The organism is Mycobacterium kansasii ATCC 12478, assembly GCF_000157895.3.
Classification (GTDB): Bacteria; Actinomycetota; Actinomycetes; order Mycobacteriales; family Mycobacteriaceae; genus Mycobacterium; species Mycobacterium kansasii.
Map to the genome: position 1 here is coordinate 905,470 of NC_022663.1, position 21,504 is coordinate 926,973.

Annotated in this window: 20 protein-coding genes and 2 pseudogenes; 7 read left to right on the forward strand and 15 right to left on the reverse strand. The window is 65.0% G+C overall.

Features of this window, described 5'->3' with window-relative positions; all coding sequences use genetic code 11:
* Window positions 1-23: 23 nt before the first annotated feature.
* Window positions 24-701: an NAD(P)-dependent oxidoreductase gene (locus MKAN_RS31440; protein ID WP_225722908.1), complete on the forward strand. Its 678-nt coding sequence runs from the start codon at window positions 24-26 to the stop codon at window positions 699-701.
* A 146-nt stretch (window positions 702-847) separates the two neighbouring features.
* Here the strand turns inward: MKAN_RS31440 and MKAN_RS03835 are convergent, their stop codons facing one another.
* From MKAN_RS03835 to MKAN_RS03850, 4 genes are all read right to left on the reverse strand, one after another.
* Window positions 848-2,797 (reverse strand): M48 family metallopeptidase, encoded by a 1,950-nt coding sequence (locus MKAN_RS03835; protein ID WP_023365326.1) that lies wholly within the window; start codon window positions 2,795-2,797, stop codon window positions 848-850.
* Window positions 2,798-2,810: 13 nt separating this feature from the next.
* Window positions 2,811-3,416 carry a LemA family protein gene (locus tag MKAN_RS03840; RefSeq protein ID WP_023365328.1) on the reverse strand — a complete coding sequence of 202 codons (606 nt, stop codon included), beginning with the start codon at window positions 3,414-3,416 and terminating at the stop codon, window positions 2,811-2,813.
* Between the two features lie 166 nt (window positions 3,417-3,582).
* Window positions 3,583-4,059 (reverse strand): hypothetical protein, encoded by a 477-nt coding sequence (locus tag MKAN_RS03845; RefSeq protein ID WP_023365330.1) that lies wholly within the window; start codon window positions 4,057-4,059, stop codon window positions 3,583-3,585.
* An 86-nt stretch (window positions 4,060-4,145) separates the two neighbouring features.
* Window positions 4,146-4,736, reverse strand: coding sequence for a TetR/AcrR family transcriptional regulator (locus MKAN_RS03850; RefSeq protein ID WP_160937618.1), 591 nt, complete (start codon window positions 4,734-4,736; stop codon window positions 4,146-4,148).
* A gap of 91 nt (window positions 4,737-4,827) precedes the next feature.
* Between MKAN_RS03850 and MKAN_RS03855 the strand changes: the two genes are divergently transcribed.
* Both MKAN_RS03855 and MKAN_RS03860 read left to right on the forward strand, forming a co-directional pair.
* The gene (locus MKAN_RS03855) at window positions 4,828-5,229 is read left to right on the forward strand and encodes a nuclear transport factor 2 family protein (protein WP_023365334.1); all 402 of its coding nucleotides are present in this window, start codon (window positions 4,828-4,830) and stop codon (window positions 5,227-5,229) included.
* An 81-nt stretch (window positions 5,230-5,310) separates the two neighbouring features.
* Window positions 5,311-6,165, forward strand: a complete 855-nt coding sequence (locus tag MKAN_RS03860) for a sulfurtransferase (RefSeq protein ID WP_036393285.1) — start codon at window positions 5,311-5,313, stop codon at window positions 6,163-6,165.
* A gap of 9 nt (window positions 6,166-6,174) precedes the next feature.
* Here MKAN_RS03860 and MKAN_RS03870 read toward each other — a convergent pair whose 3' ends face one another.
* From MKAN_RS03870 to MKAN_RS03880, 3 genes are all read right to left on the reverse strand, one after another.
* Window positions 6,175-7,188, reverse strand: coding sequence for a 5'-methylthioadenosine/S-adenosylhomocysteine nucleosidase family protein (locus MKAN_RS03870; RefSeq protein ID WP_023365338.1), 1,014 nt, complete (start codon window positions 7,186-7,188; stop codon window positions 6,175-6,177).
* A 217-nt stretch (window positions 7,189-7,405) separates the two neighbouring features.
* Entirely contained in the window at window positions 7,406-7,939 is a 534-nt protein-coding gene (locus MKAN_RS03875) for a hypothetical protein (protein WP_230589260.1), read from the reverse strand.
* A gap of 56 nt (window positions 7,940-7,995) precedes the next feature.
* Window positions 7,996-8,403 (reverse strand): hypothetical protein, encoded by a 408-nt coding sequence (locus MKAN_RS03880; RefSeq protein ID WP_225722849.1) that lies wholly within the window; start codon window positions 8,401-8,403, stop codon window positions 7,996-7,998.
* Window positions 8,404-8,502: 99 nt separating this feature from the next.
* Here MKAN_RS03880 and MKAN_RS03885 point away from each other — a divergent pair, with 99 nt between their 5' ends.
* From MKAN_RS03885 to MKAN_RS03895, 3 genes and pseudogenes are all read left to right on the forward strand, one after another.
* Complete coding sequence (locus tag MKAN_RS03885; RefSeq protein ID WP_023365345.1) at window positions 8,503-9,822, forward strand: M23 family metallopeptidase; 1,320 nt, start codon at window positions 8,503-8,505, stop codon at window positions 9,820-9,822.
* A 42-nt stretch (window positions 9,823-9,864) separates the two neighbouring features.
* Window positions 9,865-10,851, forward strand: coding sequence for an alpha/beta fold hydrolase (locus MKAN_RS03890; RefSeq protein ID WP_023365347.1), 987 nt, complete (start codon window positions 9,865-9,867; stop codon window positions 10,849-10,851).
* A 534-nt stretch (window positions 10,852-11,385) separates the two neighbouring features.
* A pseudogene (locus tag MKAN_RS03895) lies at window positions 11,386-12,630 on the forward strand (13E12 repeat family protein).
* A 5-nt stretch (window positions 12,631-12,635) separates the two neighbouring features.
* Here MKAN_RS03895 and MKAN_RS03900 read toward each other — a convergent pair.
* The 4 genes and pseudogenes from MKAN_RS03900 to MKAN_RS03910 form a co-directional block, all read right to left on the reverse strand.
* Complete coding sequence (locus tag MKAN_RS03900; RefSeq protein WP_042313296.1) at window positions 12,636-13,787, reverse strand: MalY/PatB family protein; 1,152 nt, start codon at window positions 13,785-13,787, stop codon at window positions 12,636-12,638.
* Window positions 13,788-14,016: 229 nt separating this feature from the next.
* Entirely contained in the window at window positions 14,017-14,583 is a 567-nt protein-coding gene (locus MKAN_RS03905) for a dihydrofolate reductase family protein (RefSeq protein ID WP_036393278.1), read from the reverse strand.
* A 91-nt stretch (window positions 14,584-14,674) separates the two neighbouring features.
* Window positions 14,675-14,919, reverse strand: a pseudogene (locus tag MKAN_RS29245) (IS256 family transposase); the annotation flags it as partial.
* Between the two features lie 205 nt (window positions 14,920-15,124).
* Entirely contained in the window at window positions 15,125-15,661 is a 537-nt protein-coding gene (locus tag MKAN_RS03910) for a PadR family transcriptional regulator (RefSeq protein WP_023365359.1), read from the reverse strand.
* A 95-nt stretch (window positions 15,662-15,756) separates the two neighbouring features.
* Here MKAN_RS03910 and MKAN_RS03915 point away from each other — a divergent pair, with 95 nt between their 5' ends.
* Complete coding sequence (locus tag MKAN_RS03915; RefSeq protein ID WP_023365361.1) at window positions 15,757-16,629, forward strand: DUF3159 domain-containing protein; 873 nt, start codon at window positions 15,757-15,759, stop codon at window positions 16,627-16,629.
* Window positions 16,630-16,681: 52 nt separating this feature from the next.
* Here MKAN_RS03915 and MKAN_RS03920 read toward each other — a convergent pair whose 3' ends face one another.
* The 4 genes from MKAN_RS03920 to MKAN_RS03935 all read right to left on the reverse strand — a co-directional run bounded on the left by MKAN_RS03920 (window position 16,682) and on the right by MKAN_RS03935 (window position 21,466).
* Entirely contained in the window at window positions 16,682-17,887 is a 1,206-nt protein-coding gene (locus MKAN_RS03920; protein WP_080674003.1) for a pyridoxal phosphate-dependent aminotransferase, read from the reverse strand.
* Window positions 17,796-19,208, reverse strand: coding sequence for an MFS transporter (locus tag MKAN_RS03925; RefSeq protein ID WP_169733142.1), 1,413 nt, complete (start codon window positions 19,206-19,208; stop codon window positions 17,796-17,798). The genes MKAN_RS03920 and MKAN_RS03925 overlap by 92 nt, the downstream gene beginning before the upstream one ends.
* Window positions 19,209-19,225: 17 nt before the next feature.
* On the reverse strand, window positions 19,226-20,470 hold the full coding sequence (locus tag MKAN_RS03930) for a 3-keto-5-aminohexanoate cleavage protein (RefSeq protein WP_160937698.1): 1,245 nt from the start codon (window positions 20,468-20,470) through the stop codon (window positions 19,226-19,228).
* Between the two features lie 219 nt (window positions 20,471-20,689).
* Window positions 20,690-21,466, reverse strand: coding sequence for a 3'(2'),5'-bisphosphate nucleotidase CysQ (locus MKAN_RS03935; RefSeq protein WP_023365369.1), 777 nt, complete (start codon window positions 21,464-21,466; stop codon window positions 20,690-20,692).
* Window positions 21,467-21,504 lie beyond the last annotated feature (38 nt).

The window sequence follows — 21,504 nt, forward strand, 5'->3', positions numbered from 1 at the left end:
TCGCCGAACACGCCGCCGCGCTGCTGCTCACCCTCAACCGCAAGACACACCGCGCCTACGTCCGCGTCCGGGAGGGGAACTTCTCGCTCAACGGTCTTGTGGGCACCGACCTCCACGGCAAGTGCGCCGGCGTCGTCGGCACGGGCAGAGTCGGCAAGTGTTTGATCAGAATTCTCCACGGGTTCGGGATGCGTGTGCTTGCCCACGACCCCTTCGTGGACGCGCAGTTCGCCGCCGCGAACGGGGTCGAGTACGTCCCGCTGCCGAACCTGCTATCACAGGCCGACGTGATCAGCCTCCATGCGCCACTCACGTCCGACACGCACCACCTCATCAACTCCGACGCCATCGCGCGCATGAAGCGCGGCGTCATCCTCATCAATACCAGTCGCGGCGCGCTCGTCGACTCGGTCGCGCTAATCGAAGGCCTGAAATCCGGCGCCGTCGGCGCCGCAGGTCTCGACGTGTATGAGGAAGAGGAGGCCTATTTTTTCGAGGATTTTTCCGCGGAGATCATGACCGACGACGTACTTGCACGCCTTATTAGTTTCGGCAACGTTCTCGTCACCAGCCACCAGGCGTTCCTGACCTGGGAAGCGCTCGGCAATATTGCCGACATTACGTTCGATAATATCGCCGAATTCGTGGCCGGCCGCCGGGGGGCTGAACTGAGTAACGCGATTCTTGTCACCAGTTCCTGAGCGCGGTGGCGCCGTGCGTCGGCCCTTGCAGCGCCATGGCCTGGCGCTGTAGGCGTGTCCTGACAGCTAATCCTGAGGCCACCGCTGATTTGATTTGTGTTATTGGCGCGACCACGCCAACGCCGGCACGAAATCCACCCGACCGGTCAGGTGAGCAATGCGGGCAATGGCACATGCATCAATGCACATGCCGCACGCAGCATCTCGGCCTCGGCCGTCGTCACGGTGCCGTCGGCGGTTACGGCCACGGCCATCGCTTCCACGAGTGCCTGCTTGGCCTTCGGCGCCAGGCCGTCCAGTCCCTCCCAGCCTTGGTCGAGCGCCTGCTGCCATGTCACTTGCCGTGGCGGTGACGCAGCGGCATCGGGATACAACCGGTGCAGCGCACTGTCGTAGGCCCGCCGAACGGTCTCCTGGTCACCGGCGCCGGCGACCGCGAGCGTGGCCAGCAGCGTCGTCACCGTCGGCCGCACTTGATCGAGCGAGCCATTGCCGACCTTGCTTCGGCGGTGCGGATTGGCGGCGTCCTGCAGGTAGCTCCAGACCAGCCGCGTCACGCAGTACTCGAACATCGACACCGAGCCGTCCGCGACGGCGAGTTCGTTGAGTACCCCCATTAGCGCTTCTCGGAAGGCGGGCGGACGGGCGGCGAGCTGCGGGATGGCCAGATCGACCAACGGTAGCCGTAGCTCGGCGGGTAACGCCGTCATCGTGTCCACCAGCGCGGCGGCTGCCTGCGCCTCCGGGTGCCCGAGCCGCTGCGCTACCGAGGCGAGCTGGCGCGCATGCAGCGGATCGCCGGGACGGGCCAGCAGCAAGGCGATGATCGCGGCCGGGGCGGTGCTGGGCTGGGTGGCCAGGCGGCGCGCCTCTGGTGGGAGTGTGGCGTGCAGCGCCGCGCCACGCAGCAGGTCGGCCCGGGTGAGCGTGCCGGCGCGGTCGGCCACCTGCTCGGGGCTGATGCCACGCCGACCCGCCCCCAACGGGCCTGCCGGCGCAGCGGCGGGCTCAGCGCCCGCGCGAACCCCGGCGGCACGGCCGACCGGGGCGAACCCGGCCATCGCGTCCTCGGCGAGCCCGTCGGGTGATCGTTGTCCGTAGCGCTGCTTCAGATCGGCGATCTCGCGCGGATCGAAGCTCGGGTCGAGCGCCTTGATCCGGTCCGCCAGCGGTGGATGCGTCGCGTACCACGCGCGAAACGACCGACGGCCCTCGCCGAACAACATATGGCTGACTTCGGTGGCGCTGCGGGCGTCGCGCAGCGCCGACCCGGACGCGACGCCCGCGATCTTCTTCAGCGCCCCGACCAGGCCGGCGGTCTGACGGGTGAACTGCACCGCGGACGCGTCGGCCAGCCACTCGCGCTGGCGGGACACCGCCGCCTTGATGATGTTGGCGAAAAACACCCCGATGAAGCCGAGCACCATCATCGCGAGCGCGACCATCCAGATCGGCGCGCCGTTCTTGGAACTGCTGCCGCGGCCGCCGCCAAACTGCAGGACCCGCATACCGGTCAGGCCGATCAGCAGGATCCCGTTCAACAGTCCGATCAGCCTGATGTTCAGCCGCATGTCGCCGTTGAGGATGTGGCTGAACTCGTGGGCGATCACGCCTTGCAGCTCGTCACGGTTGAGCTGGGCCAGGGCGCCGCTGGTGACCGTGATGGCCGCGTCGGCGGGCGTGAAACCGGCGGCAAACGCATTGATGCCGGGCTCCCCCGCCAGGACGAACAGGCGCGGCGCCGGCACCCCCGATGCCAGCGACATTTCCTCGACGATGTTGACCAGGCGGCGCAGCTGCGGGTCGGAACTCGTCGGGTCGACCTGGACGGCGCCCACCGAAGCGGCGACGGCTGCCCCGCCCTGACGCAGCGCGACCGTCTTGGTAATCATGCCGCCCGCGATGATCAACAACGTCACCGCCGTGACCCCGACGACGACGCCGAGAACCGCCGAGGGATCGGCCCTTTGGTATGTCATCGCGACCGCGGCGGCGGCATCGATGAACGCGACCATCGCCACCACCGCGACGATGAACAGCAACACCAGCTTGAGCGTGCTGCTCCGGGCCGCGCGCTGGTGGTCGAAGAAGTTCACGCCGATCGGTGCGTCAGAACTGGACCCGCGGCGCTTCGCGCATCTCGGGGCGGTCCGGCGGGATCTCCAGCAGCGCAGCCGCGGTGAAACCGAACATGCCCGCGTAGATGTTGCCCGGGAACGTTTCGCGGCGATTGTTGTAACTCATGACCGCGTCGTTGTAGGCCTGCCGGGAGAACGCAACCTTGTTCTCCGTCGAGGTCAACTCCTCCGAAAGCTGCATCATCGTCTGGTTGGCCTTGAGGTCGGGGTAGCTTTCGGCGACCGCGATGAGCCGGCCCAGCGCGCCGTCGAGCCGCTGCTGCCCAGCCGAGAGTTGTTGCATCGCAGCGGGATCCCCCGGGTTCGCCTGCGCGGCGGATAGGCCCGCCATTGCCATGTTGCGGGCATTGACCACGGCCTCCAACGTTTGGCGCTCGTGGGCCATGTACGCCCTGGCCGTTTCGACCAGGTTGGGGATGAGGTCGAAGCGGCGGCGCATCTGGACGTCGATCTGCGCGAACGCATTCTTGTAGGCGTTGCGGGCCCGAACAAGACCGTTGTAGCCGGCGATCACCATGACCAGCAGCACAATGACGACTGCCACAATTGCCACGAGGACGCCGATGGCGAGTCCCATGTGGTATCCCTCTCTGTCGGAATTTGCCGCATCGCGCGGCCACGCCGGATATTAGCGGGGCACGGGGGCCGACGGGGGCGATTCCTACGTTCCCGGGTGGCGCCGCGGCACTCCCGTCACAGTGGGTATGCCCTGCCGCGCCACATTGCGTCGACGTCGAAACGCGTTAGTAGGCAGCCTCGGCCCAGGTGCCTTGTGGGTAGGGCGGAACGGTGCCGGCGAACACTCCGTCGGTGAAGCTGCACAATGTGTCGGAAATGGTTCCGGCGTTCGCCAATGTCGTTGTTGCGGAGCCAGATACGACGCGCACGACCACCGCCTGCCAGAAGTAGGTGAGGCCGCCGTGCTCGTACCAGACGAACCAGTCGGTGCCACGATTGCCGGCACGAATCAGTCGCCGAAACGGCAATGACGGATCGTTGACCGCGTCCGTCTTGTTGAAAGGCGCACCGATGTCCGCGATCGGTGGCAGGAGTTTGCGGAGTTCCGGCGGCAGCTGCGACACACTGGGCACCTCCTGGACCGGTGTGGCCAGCGCGCACTGCGTGTTGGGCACCGCTTCGGCCGGGCCCGCCGTCGCGACCGCCAACACGACAGCTCCGGCAAGCCACATCGTCACGTTATTGCGAAACCACCGCGCCACCGATCTGGTTCACCTACTTTCGCCGGTGTCACCAAGGTATCGCCCGGTGCGCCCGGTCGCGGACCAATCCAGCAAACCGGCCGTGTTCATCTGAGCGCAATGCGGTCAAGCACGGCGACGACAGCGGCTAGGACGTCGGCTTCGAAAGCCGCAGAAATCGGTGCTCCATTGAGCAAGCGCCGGCGAATTGCGCCGCCGGCGATGTCGATGACGGCCAGTGACAGCAGTTCGCGGGCCCGTTCGCCCCCGCCGGTACGCTCGGCGAGTCTGCGCAGGGCATCGCGAATGGCTGCGTTGCCCCCGGCAAGACGCCGTGCCGCAGGGGCATTGGGATCGGTAAGCACATCCGCGGGGCGAAACGCGGCGAGGAGTCGCGCATCTTCGGGCTGGGTGCGGGCAAACTCCATGATCCACCGCGCCGCACCAAGCGCGGCGTCATCGAGATCGTCCCGGCGCAACTGGTCCAGGAACGGTTCCTGGAAGCGCTCGAGTGCCCGTTGCCATGCCGCGGTCAGAATCTTGTCGCGGGAGCCGAAGCGGTTGTAGAGCGAACCCACCGAAGCACCGCTGAGCGCGGCGATCGCATCGACGGTGACGGCACGTGCCCCGCTCTCCAACGCGATCGAGCGCGCGGCGTCGAGCATCGCTTCGGTGTCGTGTCGTCGCGGCCTGCCCACCCAACCCATTGTGCTTGACCAGACTTCGCTGCCGTTGACTTTTAGAACAATTTTTCTAAAATTGTTATGGTTCGATCTGCAGGAGGCGGACATGGACACAGCCGAGTGGCTCCGGCAATCCGAGGCCTTTCTGGGCGCATGGAACCGCCACGATGTCGAAGAGGTCGTGGCTTGGTACACCGAACCCTTCGTTTATCGTGATCCCAACATCGGTGCGGCCGCCATCGAGAGTCGAGACGCGCTACGTCGTTACCTATCAAAGCTTTTCGATCTCTGGGAGATGACCTGGTCGGTCCGGGAGGTGTTTGTGTTCGACGGCGCCGACGGCGCCGCGGTGACATGGGACGCCACCTTCCGGCTCCGCGCCCGGCATACTCGTCTCGAAATCCACGGTGTCGACATCGTCTTTCTCCGCGACGGAAAGGTCGTGCACGACGAGGTCTTTTTCGACCGATCGCTGCTTGCACCATTGGTTGCCGGTAACGCGGCCTAAATCGTCCGGCCGGGCACTAGGCTCGTTGTCGCCTTCGACGGCACCCCTTCTGTAACCAAGAGCGACAACGAGGTGAACCGAGTGGACGCTAGAGACCAGGTGCTGATCACTGTCGCCGAGCTGGCCAGCCGGATCCGGTCCGCCGAGCCGGTCACCTTACTCGATGTGCGGTGGCGACTCGACGAACCGGACGGGCATTCGGCCTATCTGCGGAGCCACCTACCCGGGGCGGTCTACGTCTCGCTGGAAGACGAACTCAGCGACCACACCGTCGTAGGCCGCGGCCGTCACCCACTACCCTCGGGGCGCAGTCTTCAGGCGGCCGCGCGCCGCTGGGGAATTCAGCAGGACGGCCTGGTCGTGGCGTACGACGACTGGCACCGGGCCGGTTCGGCGCGAGCGTGGTGGGTGCTCAGCGCGGCCGGGATCGACAACGTCCGCATCCTCGACGGCGGCCTGGCCGCGTGGCGGTCGGCTGAAGAACCGTTGGAGACCGGACCAGTGGCGCCTCCCCCCGGGAATGTGCTTGTGCGCCATGATGATCTGGCTGCCGCGCGCCGGCCTACCTTGACTGCGCAGCAGTCCGGGTCAGGCGCGGTGCCGCTGCTGGACGCACGGTCGCCGGAGCGCTTTCGCGGCGATGTGGAGCCGGTCGACCCGGTTGCCGGTCACATTCCCGGCGCGACAAATCTTCCCAGTGCTGCCGTACTGGCTTGCGACGGAACGTTTCTCGACAAGGACGCGCTTACCCGGCTGTTGTCCGCCCGCGGCATCGATCGCGACGGCCCGGTGGGCGCGTACTGCGGATCGGGTATCACCGCTGCCGTCATCGTCGCTGCGCTCGCCGCGATGGGTCGTGAGGCAGCGCTGTATCCCGGATCGTGGTCCGAGTGGAGTGCGGATCCGACCCGCCCGATCGCTCGCGGCGTCGGATAGCCGGGCACGCTAGGCGCCGGCCCAGTTCTGCAGAAACGCCTGGGCAACCAGCGCGGCGTTTTCGGCCGCGATCTGCTTGTAGAGCAAGAACTGGAACGGAAAGCCGGGCAGGTTCAGCGGGTCACCGGGGCCGTCGGAGATGCCGCGGATGCCCAGAAACGGTACGCCGCGCGCGTTGGCGACCGCCTGCGCCGCGGCGGTCTCCTGGTCCACCGCGTCGAAGGCCGGGTTCTGCACCGGTACCTTCAGGTTGCTGAGCAAGCCGCGGGCCAGGAACGGCAACAACGCGTGCAGAAAGTTACCGGTGTAGAGAAGTGAGCGGTCCGGCGCCGAGCAGGGCTGGCAACCAAACACGTCGCCGCCGTTGGGGATGCAGGGAAACGCCTGGCCGTTGTTGTTGTCGCTGCTGGAGCCGTCGCCGCCGACGACGAGTTGCGTCTGTCGTCCCAGGCTGTTCAGTGCCACGGTGGGTACGTGCTGGCACAGGCAGGCGGGATTGCCGAGATTGTTGACACTGCCCAGGCTGACGGCCAATGTCTGGGCCGCGGCCAACATGCCCGGATCGACGGCCTGAAATGTCGCGCCGTTGTCCAGGGTCCAGCGTGCCGGGATGGCCACGTCACCTATCGCGGTACGTCCGGCACCGCCGGCGACACCCGAAAACACCACTGCGCCAACGGCAATACCGGACGAGCAGGTGAATCGATCAAGGGCGATCTCGGTGGTGTGGGTGGCGTTGACCAGCCCGATGCCGGTCATCGCCACTATCACCCTCTTTCCGGCGATCGCCCCGAGGTAGAAGTGCCGATGGTGGGCGACGACAACCGGGTTGGCGTCAAGAGTGGTGTGCGCCAACACCGCGTCGGCTTCGGCGGGAAAGGCTGACAGGATCAGCGTGCGCTGTTGGCATGGGCTCACTGTCGCGAAGCCGCCGGCGTCGGCCCTGGTGTTCGACGAGACCGCCGTGGCGCCCAGCGACAAGGCGGCCACCAGCGCACACGCAGCCCGCAGCCGCTCGAGCACGATCCCCCTATCCCCGGCGGAACTTCGTCGGTCGCGGCTGCCAGGACACGCTGTCTCATGGGTGGTGTGGCTTAGATTTTGGCGCTACATGACTCAAGGGTGGACATTCGTTATCGATGATTTTCGCCGACGATTCCGTGTCGTTATGCCGGGGCGCAAAGCCTTGGCTGCTCCGCCCGCCACGGCTGCCGCCGAGTGAGCGAACGGGTCGGCGGCGCTACAACCGCTCGACGACCAGCTGCGCGAACGCGTGGTTGGTCGAGACCTGTCCATCGGGCATCTTGATGTTGGGGTCATAGAGCTGCAGGCTTATCCCGTCGACCTTGTCGCCGTTCTGATGGCCGACGTAGTAATTCGTCGTCTTGCGTATCGTGAGCACGCCGTTGATGATGCTCTGTTGCGAATAGCGGGGATCTTGAAGCGAACCCAGGATCTCCATCTTCTTCTGGTCGACATTCCAGAAGAACGCATAGCCCGGAGCCGAATAGGCGGCGGCCTGCTGCTCAGGCGTCAGCTTGAAACCGAACGAGGTCAGCGACCAACCGTCGATGCGATACGTGCCCGGCTGCAGCGTCAGGTATCCGTTCGACTTGTCGTACTTGATGTAGCCGTGTGCGTCCAAGTTCACGTCGTTGAAGACACGAACATTGACGCCGGGCTTCATCGGGACGTTCGCCAAGCCGCGTTCGGTGAACGCTCCCCACAGGCGCGGGTGAGATGTTCCGCCGCAGGCCGTTACGGCCAGTGCCACAGCGACGGCGAGTAACAACAACCTGTGTCTCAACGTGCCTCCCGGGTGGATTCGTTTCAGAGCAGCGGCCGGCCTTCAATTGCGGCTGAAACTCTTTCCGCCATCCAATAGGCAATGGCCATGGATCGCTCTCCGTTCGGAAAACCGATGCCTTCGTACACCACTTCGCCGACCGCCGCCGGCAGGCTGACATTCTGCGAGCGGTGCCGCCAGGTCAACCGATAGGACGCTCCGGCCCGCTGGATCCGCAAGTCGAGATCCCCGGTCAATTCGCCTGCGGCGTCGAAGTATTGCACACGGTAATCGCCGGGGAAGCCATTGGACGTATCGCCCCTGGCCCGTCCCGAACCGATCCCGCCGCTCGACCGGACCGAACCAGATGAAACGTACCGCGCATTGATGACGCCGGCTTCCTCGGAGCTGATCTGATATTCGCCAACACCGATTACCCGGGTAGTGATCATGCCCAGCATGGTAAGCCCCGTCGTGCATGTCTTCGTCCGGAATAGCAGAGCCGAAGACTAAGCTCACGGGACCCGGCCCCGACCAAGGAGGCGCATCCGATGGCACCTGTCCCCGCACGCCGTCCGCTCTGGAAACCGTTGGCCACCTTCTGGTTGATCCTGTTCGTCGCCGCGTGCTCGTCGAGTACGCAGACTGGCGGCGGCGCCTCGACCGCCCCGGCCAGAACCAACCCGCTTGCGGGTGTGACGGTGCCCGACGCCTTCACCCCGCTGACGGTTGCGCCGATCAGCCGCCCGACATTTCCCTTCCCCGGCAGCGACGGCAAATATCACTTGGCCTTCGACGTGCAGATCACCAATGCCACCGGGGGGCCGGCCAGCCTCACTGCCGTCGACGTGGTCGACGCCCATGATCCCAAGAAGATGCTCGCCACGTTCGCCGGCCCGCAGTTGGTCGACCCCGCCTGTAACTATGGAAACTGCAACCGATTACGGCAGCTCACCCAACAGCCCTCCCCCGACTTCGGCATCGCACCGCAAACGTCACGGACGCTGTTGCTGGACTTCACGCTTGACACGTTGGCGCAATTTCCGAAGGCGGTCATGCTGCGTCTGCATGGGACCGGGGTGACCAACCCGGCGGTAAGCAACGAACCTGGCCCGCTGGACACCCTGGGTGCTCCGTTCGATATCTCGGCCGGCACGCCGCGGGTGATCAGCCCGCCACTGCGGGGCAACAATTGGGTCGCCTTCAACGGCTGCTGTGATCCGGGCTGGGCGCACCGCGACGCCATCATGCCGGTCAACATGAAGCTGAACAACAGCCAGCGTTTTGCGATCGACTGGATGCACATGGACGACCAGGGCAACTTCTACACCGGAGACCAAACCCGCAACGAGAGTTACGTCTCTTACGGAGTTCCCGTCTACGCGGTGGCCGACGGCACCGTGGCCTCCACCCTCGACACTGTCGAGGCCAACGTACCGGGCATCCTGCCGGCCTCCGATCCTGCGCTGGCCGCCAAGATGACAATCGACACCATCGACGGCAACCACATCGTGATGGACGTCGGCGACGGCGTGTATGCGCTCTACGCGCACCTCATCAAGGGCTCGTTGCTGGTCAAACCCGGTGACAAGGTCACAAAGGGCCAACAGATCGCCAAACTGGGTAACACCGGCAACTCCAACGCCCCGCACCTGCACTTCCAGCTGATGAGCGGTCCGTCGCTACTCGAAGCCGACGCCGTGCCCTATGTGCTGGACAACTTCAGTTACCAAGGTCAGGTGAGCACCACCTCGGTGTGGAACGCCGACAACTACCTCAGTGGCTCGTTCTTCGGACCAGAGCGACTGCAGGCACCCGAACTTCGTTCTCATCAGCTGCCGCTGTTGCTGGCGATTGCGACTTTTGCATAAGACCGGCCCAATACCGGTCGAGACCGCCGAAAGGACCTCATCTTGGATATCTTCACCGAATGGCATGACGGCGGAACGCAATTGCGTTGGCGGTCGACCACCGCCGCCAACGACGGCGCCGAAGTGTCGGTGTTCACCCGCCGCTGCGGAACATCGGGGGCGCCGGCGCTGGTACTGGTCCACGGCTTCCCGACGTCCAGCATCGACTACTTCGGGTTGGCGGGCGAATTGGGCTCGGAATTCGACATCTTCGTGCTCGACTTCCCGGGCTACGGCCTGTCCGACAAGCCGCCCGAGCCCTACGTCTACTCGTTGTACGACGACGCCCGACTGCTCGTTCACGCCATCAGGCGGGTGTGGCAGCTGACCGAGTTCCGGATGCTCACCCACGACCGCGGCAGCAGCGTGGGCATGATCGCGCTGGGCATGCTGGCCGGTGAGGACCCAGCGGCGCTGCCGCTCGACGTGATCATCACCAACGCCAACATCTACCTGCCGCTGTCGAACCTCACCGCGTTCCAGACGGCGCTGCTCGACGCCGCGACGGGGCGGCCCACTGCCGCGGCGACAACGCCCGAACTGCTGGCGGCCGGCCTGGGAGCCAGCACCTTCATCCCGCGGCGGACGCTGGACGACCCGGAGATCGCCGCGCTGGCGAAGTGTTTTGCCCACAACGACGGGATCTCGGTGCTGCCCGACACCATTCAGTACCTTCATGAGCGGGAGGCCGACGAAACCCGTTGGCTTGAAGAGCTTTCCACGATGTCCCTCAACACTACGCTGGTCTGGGGACTGCATGACAGCGTGGCGCCCCTGCGCGTCGCCAACCATGTCTGGCAGGCCTATCTGAAGAACCAGCCGGGGCGCAGTCGCTACTGGGTGGTGCCCGGCGCCGATCACTATTTGCAATGTGACACGCCCGCGGAATTGGCCGAGATCGTGCGCGTCACCGCCGGCGGTGAGAACATCGGGCTGCAGACGCTCGGGAACCGGCCCGACGGCGCGGTTCTGGTCGACCAGAGCGACTAGCGTCTTAGGCGCCATCGGCTGACCCGGCGGCGAGTTCGCCGGGACGGGTCAGCAGTTCCGGGGCGAGGCTCGCAGAAGAGCGCGAGTTGGTTTCGGCCGTCACACCTACAAGCCATAAGCTAACTTGTGTTCACCGCACTCGAGGGCGAAGCCCGGGCGTTGAGCTGGTGCAGCTTGGACCTGTCGACCCGGCACTGTTAACTTGCGGATCAAATATTCGGTATTGTGCGTCACCGCGGCCGAAGGGGCCAACGATGGCCAACCTGGTACTACTGCTGCTGCGGCGGCCTGTTCGACATCCACCAGCAGTTCGGCGAATTGCTACCCGGGAAATTCGCAGAACGACGGATCGACCCGCCAACCATCGACGAGGCCGCCTGAAACTCGCTCATCCACAAGTCTTCACGATATCTCCAGTCAAGGTGCCCGCCGGTACAGCGGGTGGCTGTTCGCCATGAGTGAACATGTGAAATCGGTTGTTTGGCAGTCACTTTCTGCCGGTTTCCTGTCGGTGTCGGTCGATAGATTGCGGGTATGGGCTCGGGCGGCGTCGTGGATCGGCAGACAGTTACGGCGATCTTTGATGCACTCGACGCCGCGGCGGATAGGTTGGTGGGTCTGGACTTTGATGCGTTGACGACTCCGGAGTGGTTGGTGCTGCTGGGGCGCTGTGAAAAGGTGCGCCGACGCCTGCCGGTGGCTGAGCACCAGCTGATCAACAACCTGGCCCGCCAGGCCAGCGCCGAAGAACTAGGCGGCAAACTGTCGCATGCCATCGCCGACTGGGCGCTGACCAGCCGCACCGAGGCCAGCCGGCGCAGCAACGCCGCCGCCGATCTGGGGCCGCGGCGCGCGCTGACCGGGGAACCGATCGCCCCGGTACTGGCCGGGGCCGCCGCCGCCCAATGCGACGGCACGATCGGCGCCGAGCACATCGCGGTGATCCGCCGCTTTTGCCGGCAGTTGCCGGGCTGGGTCGATCAAGCCACCCGCGAGCGCGCCGAAGCTCAGCTGGCCCGCCAAGGCGGCCAGGTTCGCCCCGAACAACTATCCGGGCTGGCCGCCACGATCGCTGATCGCCTCAACCCCGACGGCACCTACCGCGACGAGGACCGGGCGCGGCGGCGCGCTCTGATGTTGGGCAGCCAGCAAGCCGATGGCATGTCGGAGCTGCGCGCGCGGATCACCCCGAGCTGCGCGCCACCCTGGAAGCCGTGCTGGCCAAGCTGGCCGCCCCGGGCATGTGCAACCCCGAATCCGAAACCCCCGGTGTGGACGGCAGTCCCAGTCAGGCCGCCATCGACACCGACACCCGCTCAGCGGCCCAACGCTCTCATGACGGGCTGCTGGCCGGGCTGCGCGCCCTGTTGGCGTCCGGAGAGTTGGGTCAGCACAACGGCTTACCCGCGCCGATCATCGTGTCGACCACGCTGGCCGAACTGGAAGCCGCTGCCGGACAGGGACTCACCGGCGGCGGCACCCTGCTGCCGATGAGCGATGTGATTCGGCTGGCCCGCCACGCCCGCCATTATCTGGCGGTTTTCGACGGCGGCAAGGCATTGGCGCTGTATCACAGCAAACGCCTGGCCGCACCGGGGCAGCGAATCGTCTTGGATGCCAAGGAGCGCGGGTGCAGCGCGCCGGGTTGTGACGTCAAGGGCTACTACTGCCCCACCCCACCTCGACTCGTCTGGATCAACGGGCCAACCCCGCACCAACACCATGCACCACCCCGAAAAACTGCTCCACGCAGACGAAGACGACGACGAAACGGAGTAGCCCGGTCAGCCCAGAGCTAACCTGTCCGCCAGCGCCCGGCCCATTCGCGATACGGCTTCGATCAGGATGGCTTGGCTGGTCGCGAAATTGATGCGCACATGCCCGTCCCCGCCCGTTCCGAAGACGTGGCCGGAACTCAGCGCCACGCGGGCGTGGTCCCGGAACCACCTGGCCGGACCCGACAGGTCCGACACCACTGCAAGGCCGTCGGCGGCTCGTTCGTCGAAACCGAGTGCGCGACAGTCCAGCCAGGCCAGGTAAGTGCCTTGCGGCCAAAGGTATTTCACCCCGGGAAGGTGTTGCTCGACCAGATCACCCAATAACGTTCGGTTGGTCTCCAGGCCCTGCAGCACGGCGTCGAGCCAATCGCCGCCGCTGCGAAATGCTTCGGTATGCGAGATGACACCGAGGTGGCTTGGCCCGTGACTGACTTCCTCGGGCATGCGGCGAAGATCGGTGCCTGCTTCGGCACCGGCGATGGCCACAGCGGCTTTGATCCCGCAGAGATTCCATGCTTTCGAGGCAGACATCAAGCTGAATGCGTTCTCGGCACCGGGCACGCTCAGGTACGGCGTGAATCGCGCCCCCCTCATGACGAGCGGAGCATGAATCTCGTCGGATACCACCCGCACGCCGAACCGGCGTGCGAGTTGGGCGATCTCGCTCAGTTCGTCGACGGTGTGCACAGCGCCGGTGGGGTTGTGGGGATTGCACAACAGGTAGGCGACGTTCCCGCCGGAGCCACCGGCGCGCGCGAACGCCCGCTCCAACGTGTCCACATCGATCCGGCCGTCAATACCCAGCGGCGCTTCGATCACCTGCCGGCCGTCATGGGACACGAACGCGTAGAACGGTGCGTAGACGGGCGAATTGACGATGACCGTGTCACCGCGCTCGGTGACCAACCGTAGTAGCTCGACAGCACCGAGCATGACGTCGGGCACGATCGCGGTGCGGCCGACCTCCAGATCGTGCCAATCCCAACGTTGCGAGGCGTATTCGGCCACCGCTTCGGCATAGGCGGTGCCGTGGGGATATCCGGTGTCGCCGCGGTCGACGGCGCTGTGGATGGCGGCGGCCACCGTCGGCGCAAGTTTGACATCCATCTCCGCGACCCACAGCGGCAGGACATCGGCCGGGTAAGCACGCCATTTCATGCTCGTGCGGCTCTGCAATTGCTCGAGCGACAGCTCCTCGAGTGGATTCGTCACTGTTGCAGATTACGGCCCTCGGATGCCGACTCACCGGGCGGCAAACGCGTGCACGGGGATGGTCAACGGCAAATCCATCGAACTGAGCAGGCCCGGCTCCGCAGCAGCAGTAACGGGGTGCCGCTCGAGTCGGGTAGCTCGTAGTGCGTCCGCGGTCGTCTGGCTGCGTGTTCGATCAGTCGTGTTTCGCCGCGTAGCGCAGCAGGACCGCGCCGCCCGGGAAGGTTCGGTTCTCCAACAGTCGCAGCGAGATCCATGACGGCAGGGTCGGGAAGAACGGGGTGCCGCCGCCCACGGCGGTGGGCGTGACCACGATCCGGTACTCGTCCACCAGTCCGGCCTGCACGATCGGTGCGGCCAGCGTCGCGCCGGCCACCTCCAGCCTGCCGTCGGTTTCGGCTTTCAGCTTCGTTACCACCTCGACCGGGTCGCCGCGTTCCAGGCGGGAGTTCCAGGCGACGGACTCCAGGGTGCGCGAGAACACGACCTTGGGCAGGTTGCGCCAGATGTGGGCGAAGTCGATGATCAGAGGGGTGGCGTCCGGGGCCTTGTCGGCGGTCGGCCAGTACGCGGACATCAGTTCGTAGAGCCGCCGGCCGTAGAACGACAGGGCGGTCTCCCGCTCGAAGTCGTTCCAGTACTGGTGCAGTTCTTCGCTCGGATCGGCCCAGTCGATGTTGCCTTGTGCATCGGCGATGTACCCGTCCGCCGACACGTTGAAGCCATAGATGAGTTTGCCCATGGAGATCAGACTGCACCGGAGGGCAAAATTCATCGCGACGCCACACGAGACATTGTCAAATACTTTGGCTGGGCGAGCGTCAGGCGGCCTCCTAAGTAGTTGACGAATCGACCGGTCGTTCTATGAGTTTGCCCTTCTCGAACACGGCTCCGGCCCGAACGAAGGCGACCAGGTGCGGCGCGTTCACGGCGCCAGCGTGCCTCAGCGGCCTCGATCAACTTGAACGCCATCGGGAGCCCGGACGCCCGCGAGCCCAGCCCCGTGGTGACGATGGATCCAATGCTCCGCCGGGTAGCGGTAGGACTTCGGCAGCACGTCGGCATCGTCGACGATCTTGACACGCCTGCACTGACGTGCCACCAACGCAGATAATTTCAGCAGACGTTGACGTCAGCGGGTAGACAACGGAAAGTCCTTCTGCCACTACAGAAAATGTGGTTTACCAACCCAACTGAGGCTTACGGCCAACGCCACTGCCTGGACGCGGACCTGAACACCGTTCGAGCCCAATGCATCTGCTGCATCGCGTGAACGGTCCACGTTAGTCGCTACGTCGAACACCCCGCCGATCCAGGCGCTCGATCACCCAGGTGGCCCACTCGATCTCGTGGCGAGTCCACCGTAATCCCTGCTCGAGAACTGCGCGGGCAAAGAAGCTGTCGTCATCGTCGGACCCGTCGTAGGCATCGCGGATCTGCTGGTAGTGCGCGTGCTCCTCCTCGGCCAGGGACAACAGTGATTCCAAATACTTTCGCGCCTGGCCGGGAGGCAGGTGGCCAAGCAGAAACACCCGCAGCAACGCAGCGTTGCGTATGGGCGGATCCTCCTGCGGAGAAGTGATCCAGCGATTGAGCTCCGCCCGGCCCGCATCGGTGATCGCGTACTCTTTGCGCCCCCGCGGACCCGTGTCGGACGCCTTGATCAGCCCGGCGGCAGCAAGCTTGTTGAGCTCGCTGTAGAGCTGACTCTGGGTAGCCGGCCAGACGTTGTCCATCGACAACTTGAACCGTTTCAGCAGGTCATATCCACTACCTGGCTCCTGGGAAAGCAACCCCAGCGCGGCATGTCGCAAGCTCACCGGTCCATCCTAACCGTCCAGCATTGACATGTCACTAACGACATGCCACTATTCACATGTCATAATTGGACGGTCGATGCTGCGAGGAGTTCCAGATGAGTCACACCCCCCGCCCTAACCTGCCGGCCCCTTCCGGTAACGACAACGACGATCAGGGGCCGAAGGGCCGGCCGGAGGCAAACCGCCGGGCAGGCGCGATCGACTCGTTTCTCAAGTCGCCCTTCGCCGGAATTGCACCGTGGGCGCTGTTGTCAATCCTGTCCGGACCGGGCCGCTTCGAGGAAGCGGTGGTAGCCGCCCTGGGGTTCTCGTTGCTCGTCATGGTTGCTGGTCTCATCCGGGGCATCAAGGTCCACACGCTGGAGGTCTTCGGTGCGCTCTTCTTCGCGGCGCTGGCCGTCATCGGATTGGTCGCAACCGACAACGTGATCCGTTGGCTGGAACTGTGGTCCGGCGAGCTGACCAACATTTCCCTGGCCGGTTTCGCCTGGCTCACCCTGCTGATCCGCAAGCCGTTCACCATGGCCTACGCCAAAGACACGACGCCACAAGAGTATTGGGACAGCCCTCTGTTCATGCGAATCAATGCGGTGATCACCGCAGTGTGGGCAGGCGCGTTCACGTTCACGGCAGCGGTCGGCTTTGTCGGCGACTACGTCTTTCACGACCCCAGCAACTTCTGGACGGGCTGGATCCTGCAGCTGGCGGCCATCTTCTTTGCGGTGGCGGTCACCGAGTTCTACCCGGATTACGCCTCGGCCAAATTCGACCTGGCCAACGGAGAACCGGCCCGGTTGCCGTCGACCATCGGGCTCGTCGAGTGGCTGCCCACGTTCGTCGTGGTCACCGGGATCGCGGGCCTGATCACCGACTCCGTGGAATTCTCGGTGGGTATCGCGCTGATCGTGGCCGGCAGCGTGGCATCCGGCCTCATGGTCAAACTCTTCGCCGCGGACACGAAGCAATAACGGCTGCCGACCCAGCTGCCCCAAAACGGTTGGCAGCGCGCGCTGCACCGAATCAGAGCCGAGCTTCGCCCCACATCTTGATCCGCTGCACTCCTTCGACGATCTTTTCGGGCGGCTCGGTGAACGACAGGCGCACCGCGCCACGATGGCCGAAGGCAGACCCCGGCACGACGGCAATGTGTTGGTCCGATAGCAGGCCGGCCGCCACGGTGTCTCCGTCCCAACGGCCGGAAAGGTCGTCGGCCAGTTCGCACCATACGAACAGACCACCGTCGGGCGTCGTCCAGCGCAGCCACGGGACACAATCACGCAGCGCCGCGCAGAGGACATCCCGTTGGCGTGTGAGTTGTGCCGTTCGCTGCGCCAACTCGTCGCGGGGTGTTGACAAGGCGCGGGTCACCAACGCCTGCCCGGCGGTGTTCACATTGCCGGCCATGTTCGACGCGATTCCCGAACACCGGTCAATCACGCTGGGGTGCGCGGTGATCCAGCCAACCCGATGGCCCATCAGTGCGAATGTCTTGGATGCACTGGAGATATGGACGACGTGTTCGGATTCCTCTTCGGGCAAGTGCAGGACCGACGGCGCGGGGCCGTCTTCCAGATAATATTGAAACTGGTATATCTCGTCGGCTATCAGCCAGCGACCCGTCTCTTTGGCCCATTCGCTGAGGGCCCGCACGTCCGTTGCCGGCAATACCGCCCCGGTCGGGTTTGATGGGCTGGAATACACGATCACCTTGGTCTGATCGCCTACGTGATCGATCCACTCGCCGATATCAGGCGTCCCGGACCGGTAGGGCAACACTCTTGTCGTCAGGCCCGAAAGGCGCGCGATATCAAGGTAACTCGGCCAGTAAGGGGTCGGAATCGCTATTTCGTCACCCACGTCGCACAGCGCCAGCAGCGCGATCATGATCGCCTGCTTGGCGCCGTTGGTGACGACATGATGCGCCGGGGTGGTCGGACGATCGAATTCGGCTGCATACCAGTCACTTAACGCCGTCAGAAGGGCAGGTTCACCGCGGCTACTGCCGTAGCCCGACGCGATCCTGACGTCGAAGTCGGCCAGCGCGTCGAACGTCGTGTCCGGCGGCGGAATGGTAGGGGCACCGGCACCGAAGGAAATGACGTCCGCCCCCGACCTGCGGAGTTGCGCTACCGTGTCATTGAGCGCCAGCGTTGGCGACGGGTCCCCGGCCGATCGAGTCGAAAATGCCCTGGTGATGTCGACCTCCTGAGGCAGTGCTGCTGGAATGCCGAGTCAGGAATAGCACTCCAGTCAACGTGATGATCCCGGCGGCGGCGACGATCGCGATCCACGGCAAACTCGCCGGCCCGTGCGCGGCAGCCGACAGCGAATACGCCGCCCCGCAGACGGCAATGCCCATCGCTTGGCCCAACTGACGCGCCACCGAGGCAAAGGCTCCGCTGGTGCCGGCATAGTCGACGGGAAGCTCGGACATGGCCAAGACATTGGTCGGGGTGTTGGCCATACCCATTCCGGCCCCCAGCACCATTGCGACCACACTGACCGTCGTGACGCCGGCCGACATGGCAATCAGCACCGCGATGGACGAACTCGAGGCGAGCATCAGCAATCCGGCCATGACAACGGCCCGAAACACCCCCGATCGCCCGATGATCACCGATGATATTCGCGCGCCGATCGCGTACCCGAACGCAAGCGGAACGAGGCTTACACCCGCGGCTGTCACCGACAGGTGTTGGCGCGCCTGGAAGAAAACGCTGGCCAGCAGAAAGATTGCGCCGCCCACGCAGAAGTAGTTGCTGACCGCCACATACATCGCCGCGCGGAACCTCGGCGACCGGCAGGCCTGTTCGGGTATCGGGAACGAGCCGGTCCGCTGCCGCCTGATCGCCAGGTATCCGCCGAGGAGCGTCACCAAGATCAGCAGGCCGAACCGGGTGACATCGCTCGGCTCCCCCACCGCGATGAGCAAACCGATCAGGCCGAACATCGCCACACCCAGAACGACGATCCCGTTCCAGTCGTGTCGCGGACAATGCTGCGGCGGGGTCGACGGGAGGAAGACGATCGCCAGCACCGCGAACACCGTTGCCAGCACTGCCGTGGCTACCGGCAGCATTCGCCACCCCAGGTTCCCGGAGACGTAGCCGCCGGCGAGCGGCCCGGTGGCCATCCCGAGGCCCACCACGGCCCCCCACCCGCCGGTGAAGCGCTGCAGTTCTCGTGAGTCCCTGGCCAGTACCCGAACCATTGCCAAACCGACCGGCACCAGAATCGAGGCCCCGATGCCGGCCAGCACGCGGGCACCGATCATCGCAAATGCGTTGGGAGACAATGCCGTGAGGATCGAGCCGGCGACGTAGACAGCCAGTCCGGTTACCAGCAGGCTGCGCTTGTTGAATCGGTCGCCGAGAGCGCCGGCGACAATTTCCAGAGCCGCCAGCGTCAGAATGTAACCGTTGAGAATCCACTGGCCCTGCGTGAAGGTTGCCGGCAGGGTATCGCGGATCTGAGTCAGAGAGACCTGGTATGCGGTGTTGTCGATGTTGACAATGAACGTCGCCAACGTGCAGACGGCGACCGCCATACCACGGTGGCGAGTGGTCACCATGCGGCGAGCGCGGTTGTCGGTGGCTCGACGAGCCTCGACAACTCGCCGAAGCCCATCCGGGACCTGACCGCGGCACGGTCGGTGAGCACGCCAGAGCCGCAACTGTCGATCATCGCTTTGACTTGGTGCGCAAGGCCCAGGTTGTCTGTCAGCGTGACCTCGCCGTCGGGAGTGACGATGTAGGGGGTGTCCTCCATCCCGGACCGGATCACGTCGACGTTGCTGTCAGCTTGAGCCGCGTAGCAGGCCAGCCGCTCGAGCGGGCCCGCGAGTTGCCCTTTGCGTTCGCCGAACTCCAGTTTCTTGATATGTGCTGTTGCGTGCTGAGGCAAAACCGCGGCGCCGACCGATACCGTTACGGCGCGGACGCGCTTTCCCGAAAGATCGAATTCCAGGGACTTCGCCAGCGATACCGCACGACAGAATTCTTGGTAAGAATCCGGAAAAGGGAAGCGCGGCGAAAACCCGAATAGCAGTGTGATATTCAGTTGGCCCTCGGAGCCGAGCCGGATCAGCGGGTGCTCTGTAGCGAAACGCGTCATTGCATAGCTGCGGTCCAGCTGAACCCATTCCACCTCGTGCAGCAGGTGCAGCCGTCGACGCGCGTCGACCGCCCTCCGATAAACCTGGAACTGCGTATGCGGTGACGTGCTTCCGTAGGAGCTGCCGCCGGTCGTGGAGTGAACGTCAAGCGCAGTCTCGTTGTCTTTCTTCGACGGAACATAGTGCCGGACGGCACGGCCGAATTCGGGGCGCGATGCGGCCGCGATACCGATATCGACGCCGCGACGCTCCAGGTCAAGAATTATTTGCAGCTCCACCGCGGCCTGACCGGTGACAAAGTGGGCGCCGCCCAGGTGTAGCGGCAGTGCGGACTGACTGATGCGCTCCCATTCGCCGTAACGCCTGATCGCCTCCTTGACCTCGACGCCGTTGCGGCTGGCGCCGAAGCTGATCAGCATCCCCGGAACCCGGTCCTGGATCTCGTGGCTCACCGCCGCATATAGCGCGTTGGACGTGCTTTGCTCCTGCGTTTGCGGATTCCGCGCGTGGTAATGGTAATAGCGCACCCCGATATCGAATAACGCGGCGCCTTCGGCGACGAGTTGGCCGGTGTCGGATTTGATCGTCTGTCCGCGCGACACCAGATCGATGAATGGATTGCCCGTCATGGCGTGATTACGCGGAGTGAACTTTGCGCCGGTGACCGCCGAGCCGAGAATGAGGTCGCTCGGCATGTCGTGTTCTCCTTTGTCGGAATCCGTGAGGCGTTGGGTCTGCTCGTCAATCGCGAGCGGCCCCAAGCGACAGCGCGAACGAGTACGCATAACAATGACGTCACGACGGGGAAATGTCTGTCGCCTGAGCGGTCAGCACCGGGATGAATCGCCTGTCCCCCGATCGGCGGAGGACGCTCACGAAGTCATTGGGCGGCGACGAAAAACACCTTCCCGGCTTTACACAATTCGGCTTTCCGTATCGCCGGTATTGAACCGCCGGTCCGCAACGCCGGTGACGGCCAATACGGCTTCGGCCAGCTCCCGGCGGCATACCACCAGGTCCGGAAGCTTCGGATCCGCCCGGTTGTACACCAGGGGGGATCCGTCGATGCGGGAGGCATGCAAACCGGCGGACCGGGCCACCGCCACCGGCGCAGCGGAGTCCCATTCGTACTGGCCTCCGGCGTGCACGTACACATCGGCAGACCCCTGCACCACCGCTGCCACCTTGGCGCCGGCAGAGCCCATTTCGACCAGCGTGCCGTGCAACGCGTCGCGCACGGCCAGCGCGATCGCGGGCGCACGGGTGCGCGACACCACGATGCGGGGTCGGCCGGATGCGGCGGGCGGCGGCTGAACGCGCGGCGTCGCCAGGGTGATGCCCTGCGCCGGCAGCGCCACGGCACCGGCAACAAGCTCATCGGTCTGCCACAGCGCGACGTGAACCGCCCAGTCCTCACGTCCGAGTTCGGAGAACTCACGGGTACCGTCGAGCGGGTCGATGATCCACACCCGCGCCGAGCGCACCCGCACCGGGTCGTCGGCACCCTCCTCGGACAGCACCGCGTCGGCGGGACGCTGCATGGCCAGTGCTTGCATGAGAAAGTCGTGAGATCGCTTGTCCCCCGCCGACTTTCGCTCGCTCGCCGGGGCGTCGGCGAATTCCTGCCGGACTTGGAGCAGAAGCTGTCCGGCCTCGGTGGCCAGCCGTGCGGCAAGAGCGTGATCGTCCATGGCGAACCGTTTTCCGGATGGGTTGGCAATCTTTGCCA

Excerpts from the sequence above, each read along its gene's own strand:
- MKAN_RS03840 (WP_023365328.1), bottom strand. The coding sequence starts at position 3,416 with ATGGGACTCGCCATCGGCGTCCTCGTGGCAATTGTGGCAGTCGTCATT.
- MKAN_RS03855 (WP_023365334.1), top strand. The coding sequence starts at position 4,828 with ATGGACACAGCCGAGTGGCTCCGGCAATCCGAGGCCTTTCTGGGCGCA.
- MKAN_RS03880 (WP_225722849.1), bottom strand. The coding sequence starts at position 8,403 with ATGATCACTACCCGGGTAATCGGTGTTGGCGAATATCAGATCAGCTCC.
- MKAN_RS03885 (WP_023365345.1), top strand. The coding sequence starts at position 8,503 with ATGGCACCTGTCCCCGCACGCCGTCCGCTCTGGAAACCGTTGGCCACC.
- MKAN_RS03900 (WP_042313296.1), bottom strand. The coding sequence starts at position 13,787 with ATGAAATGGCGTGCTTACCCGGCCGATGTCCTGCCGCTGTGGGTCGCG.
- MKAN_RS03905 (WP_036393278.1), bottom strand. The coding sequence starts at position 14,583 with ATGGGCAAACTCATCTATGGCTTCAACGTGTCGGCGGACGGGTACATC.
- MKAN_RS03915 (WP_023365361.1), top strand. The coding sequence starts at position 15,757 with ATGAGTCACACCCCCCGCCCTAACCTGCCGGCCCCTTCCGGTAACGAC.
- MKAN_RS03925 (WP_169733142.1), bottom strand. The coding sequence starts at position 19,208 with ATGGCGGTCGCCGTCTGCACGTTGGCGACGTTCATTGTCAACATCGAC.
- MKAN_RS03930 (WP_160937698.1), bottom strand. The coding sequence starts at position 20,470 with ATGCCGAGCGACCTCATTCTCGGCTCGGCGGTCACCGGCGCAAAGTTC.
- MKAN_RS03935 (WP_023365369.1), bottom strand. The coding sequence starts at position 21,466 with ATGGACGATCACGCTCTTGCCGCACGGCTGGCCACCGAGGCCGGACAG.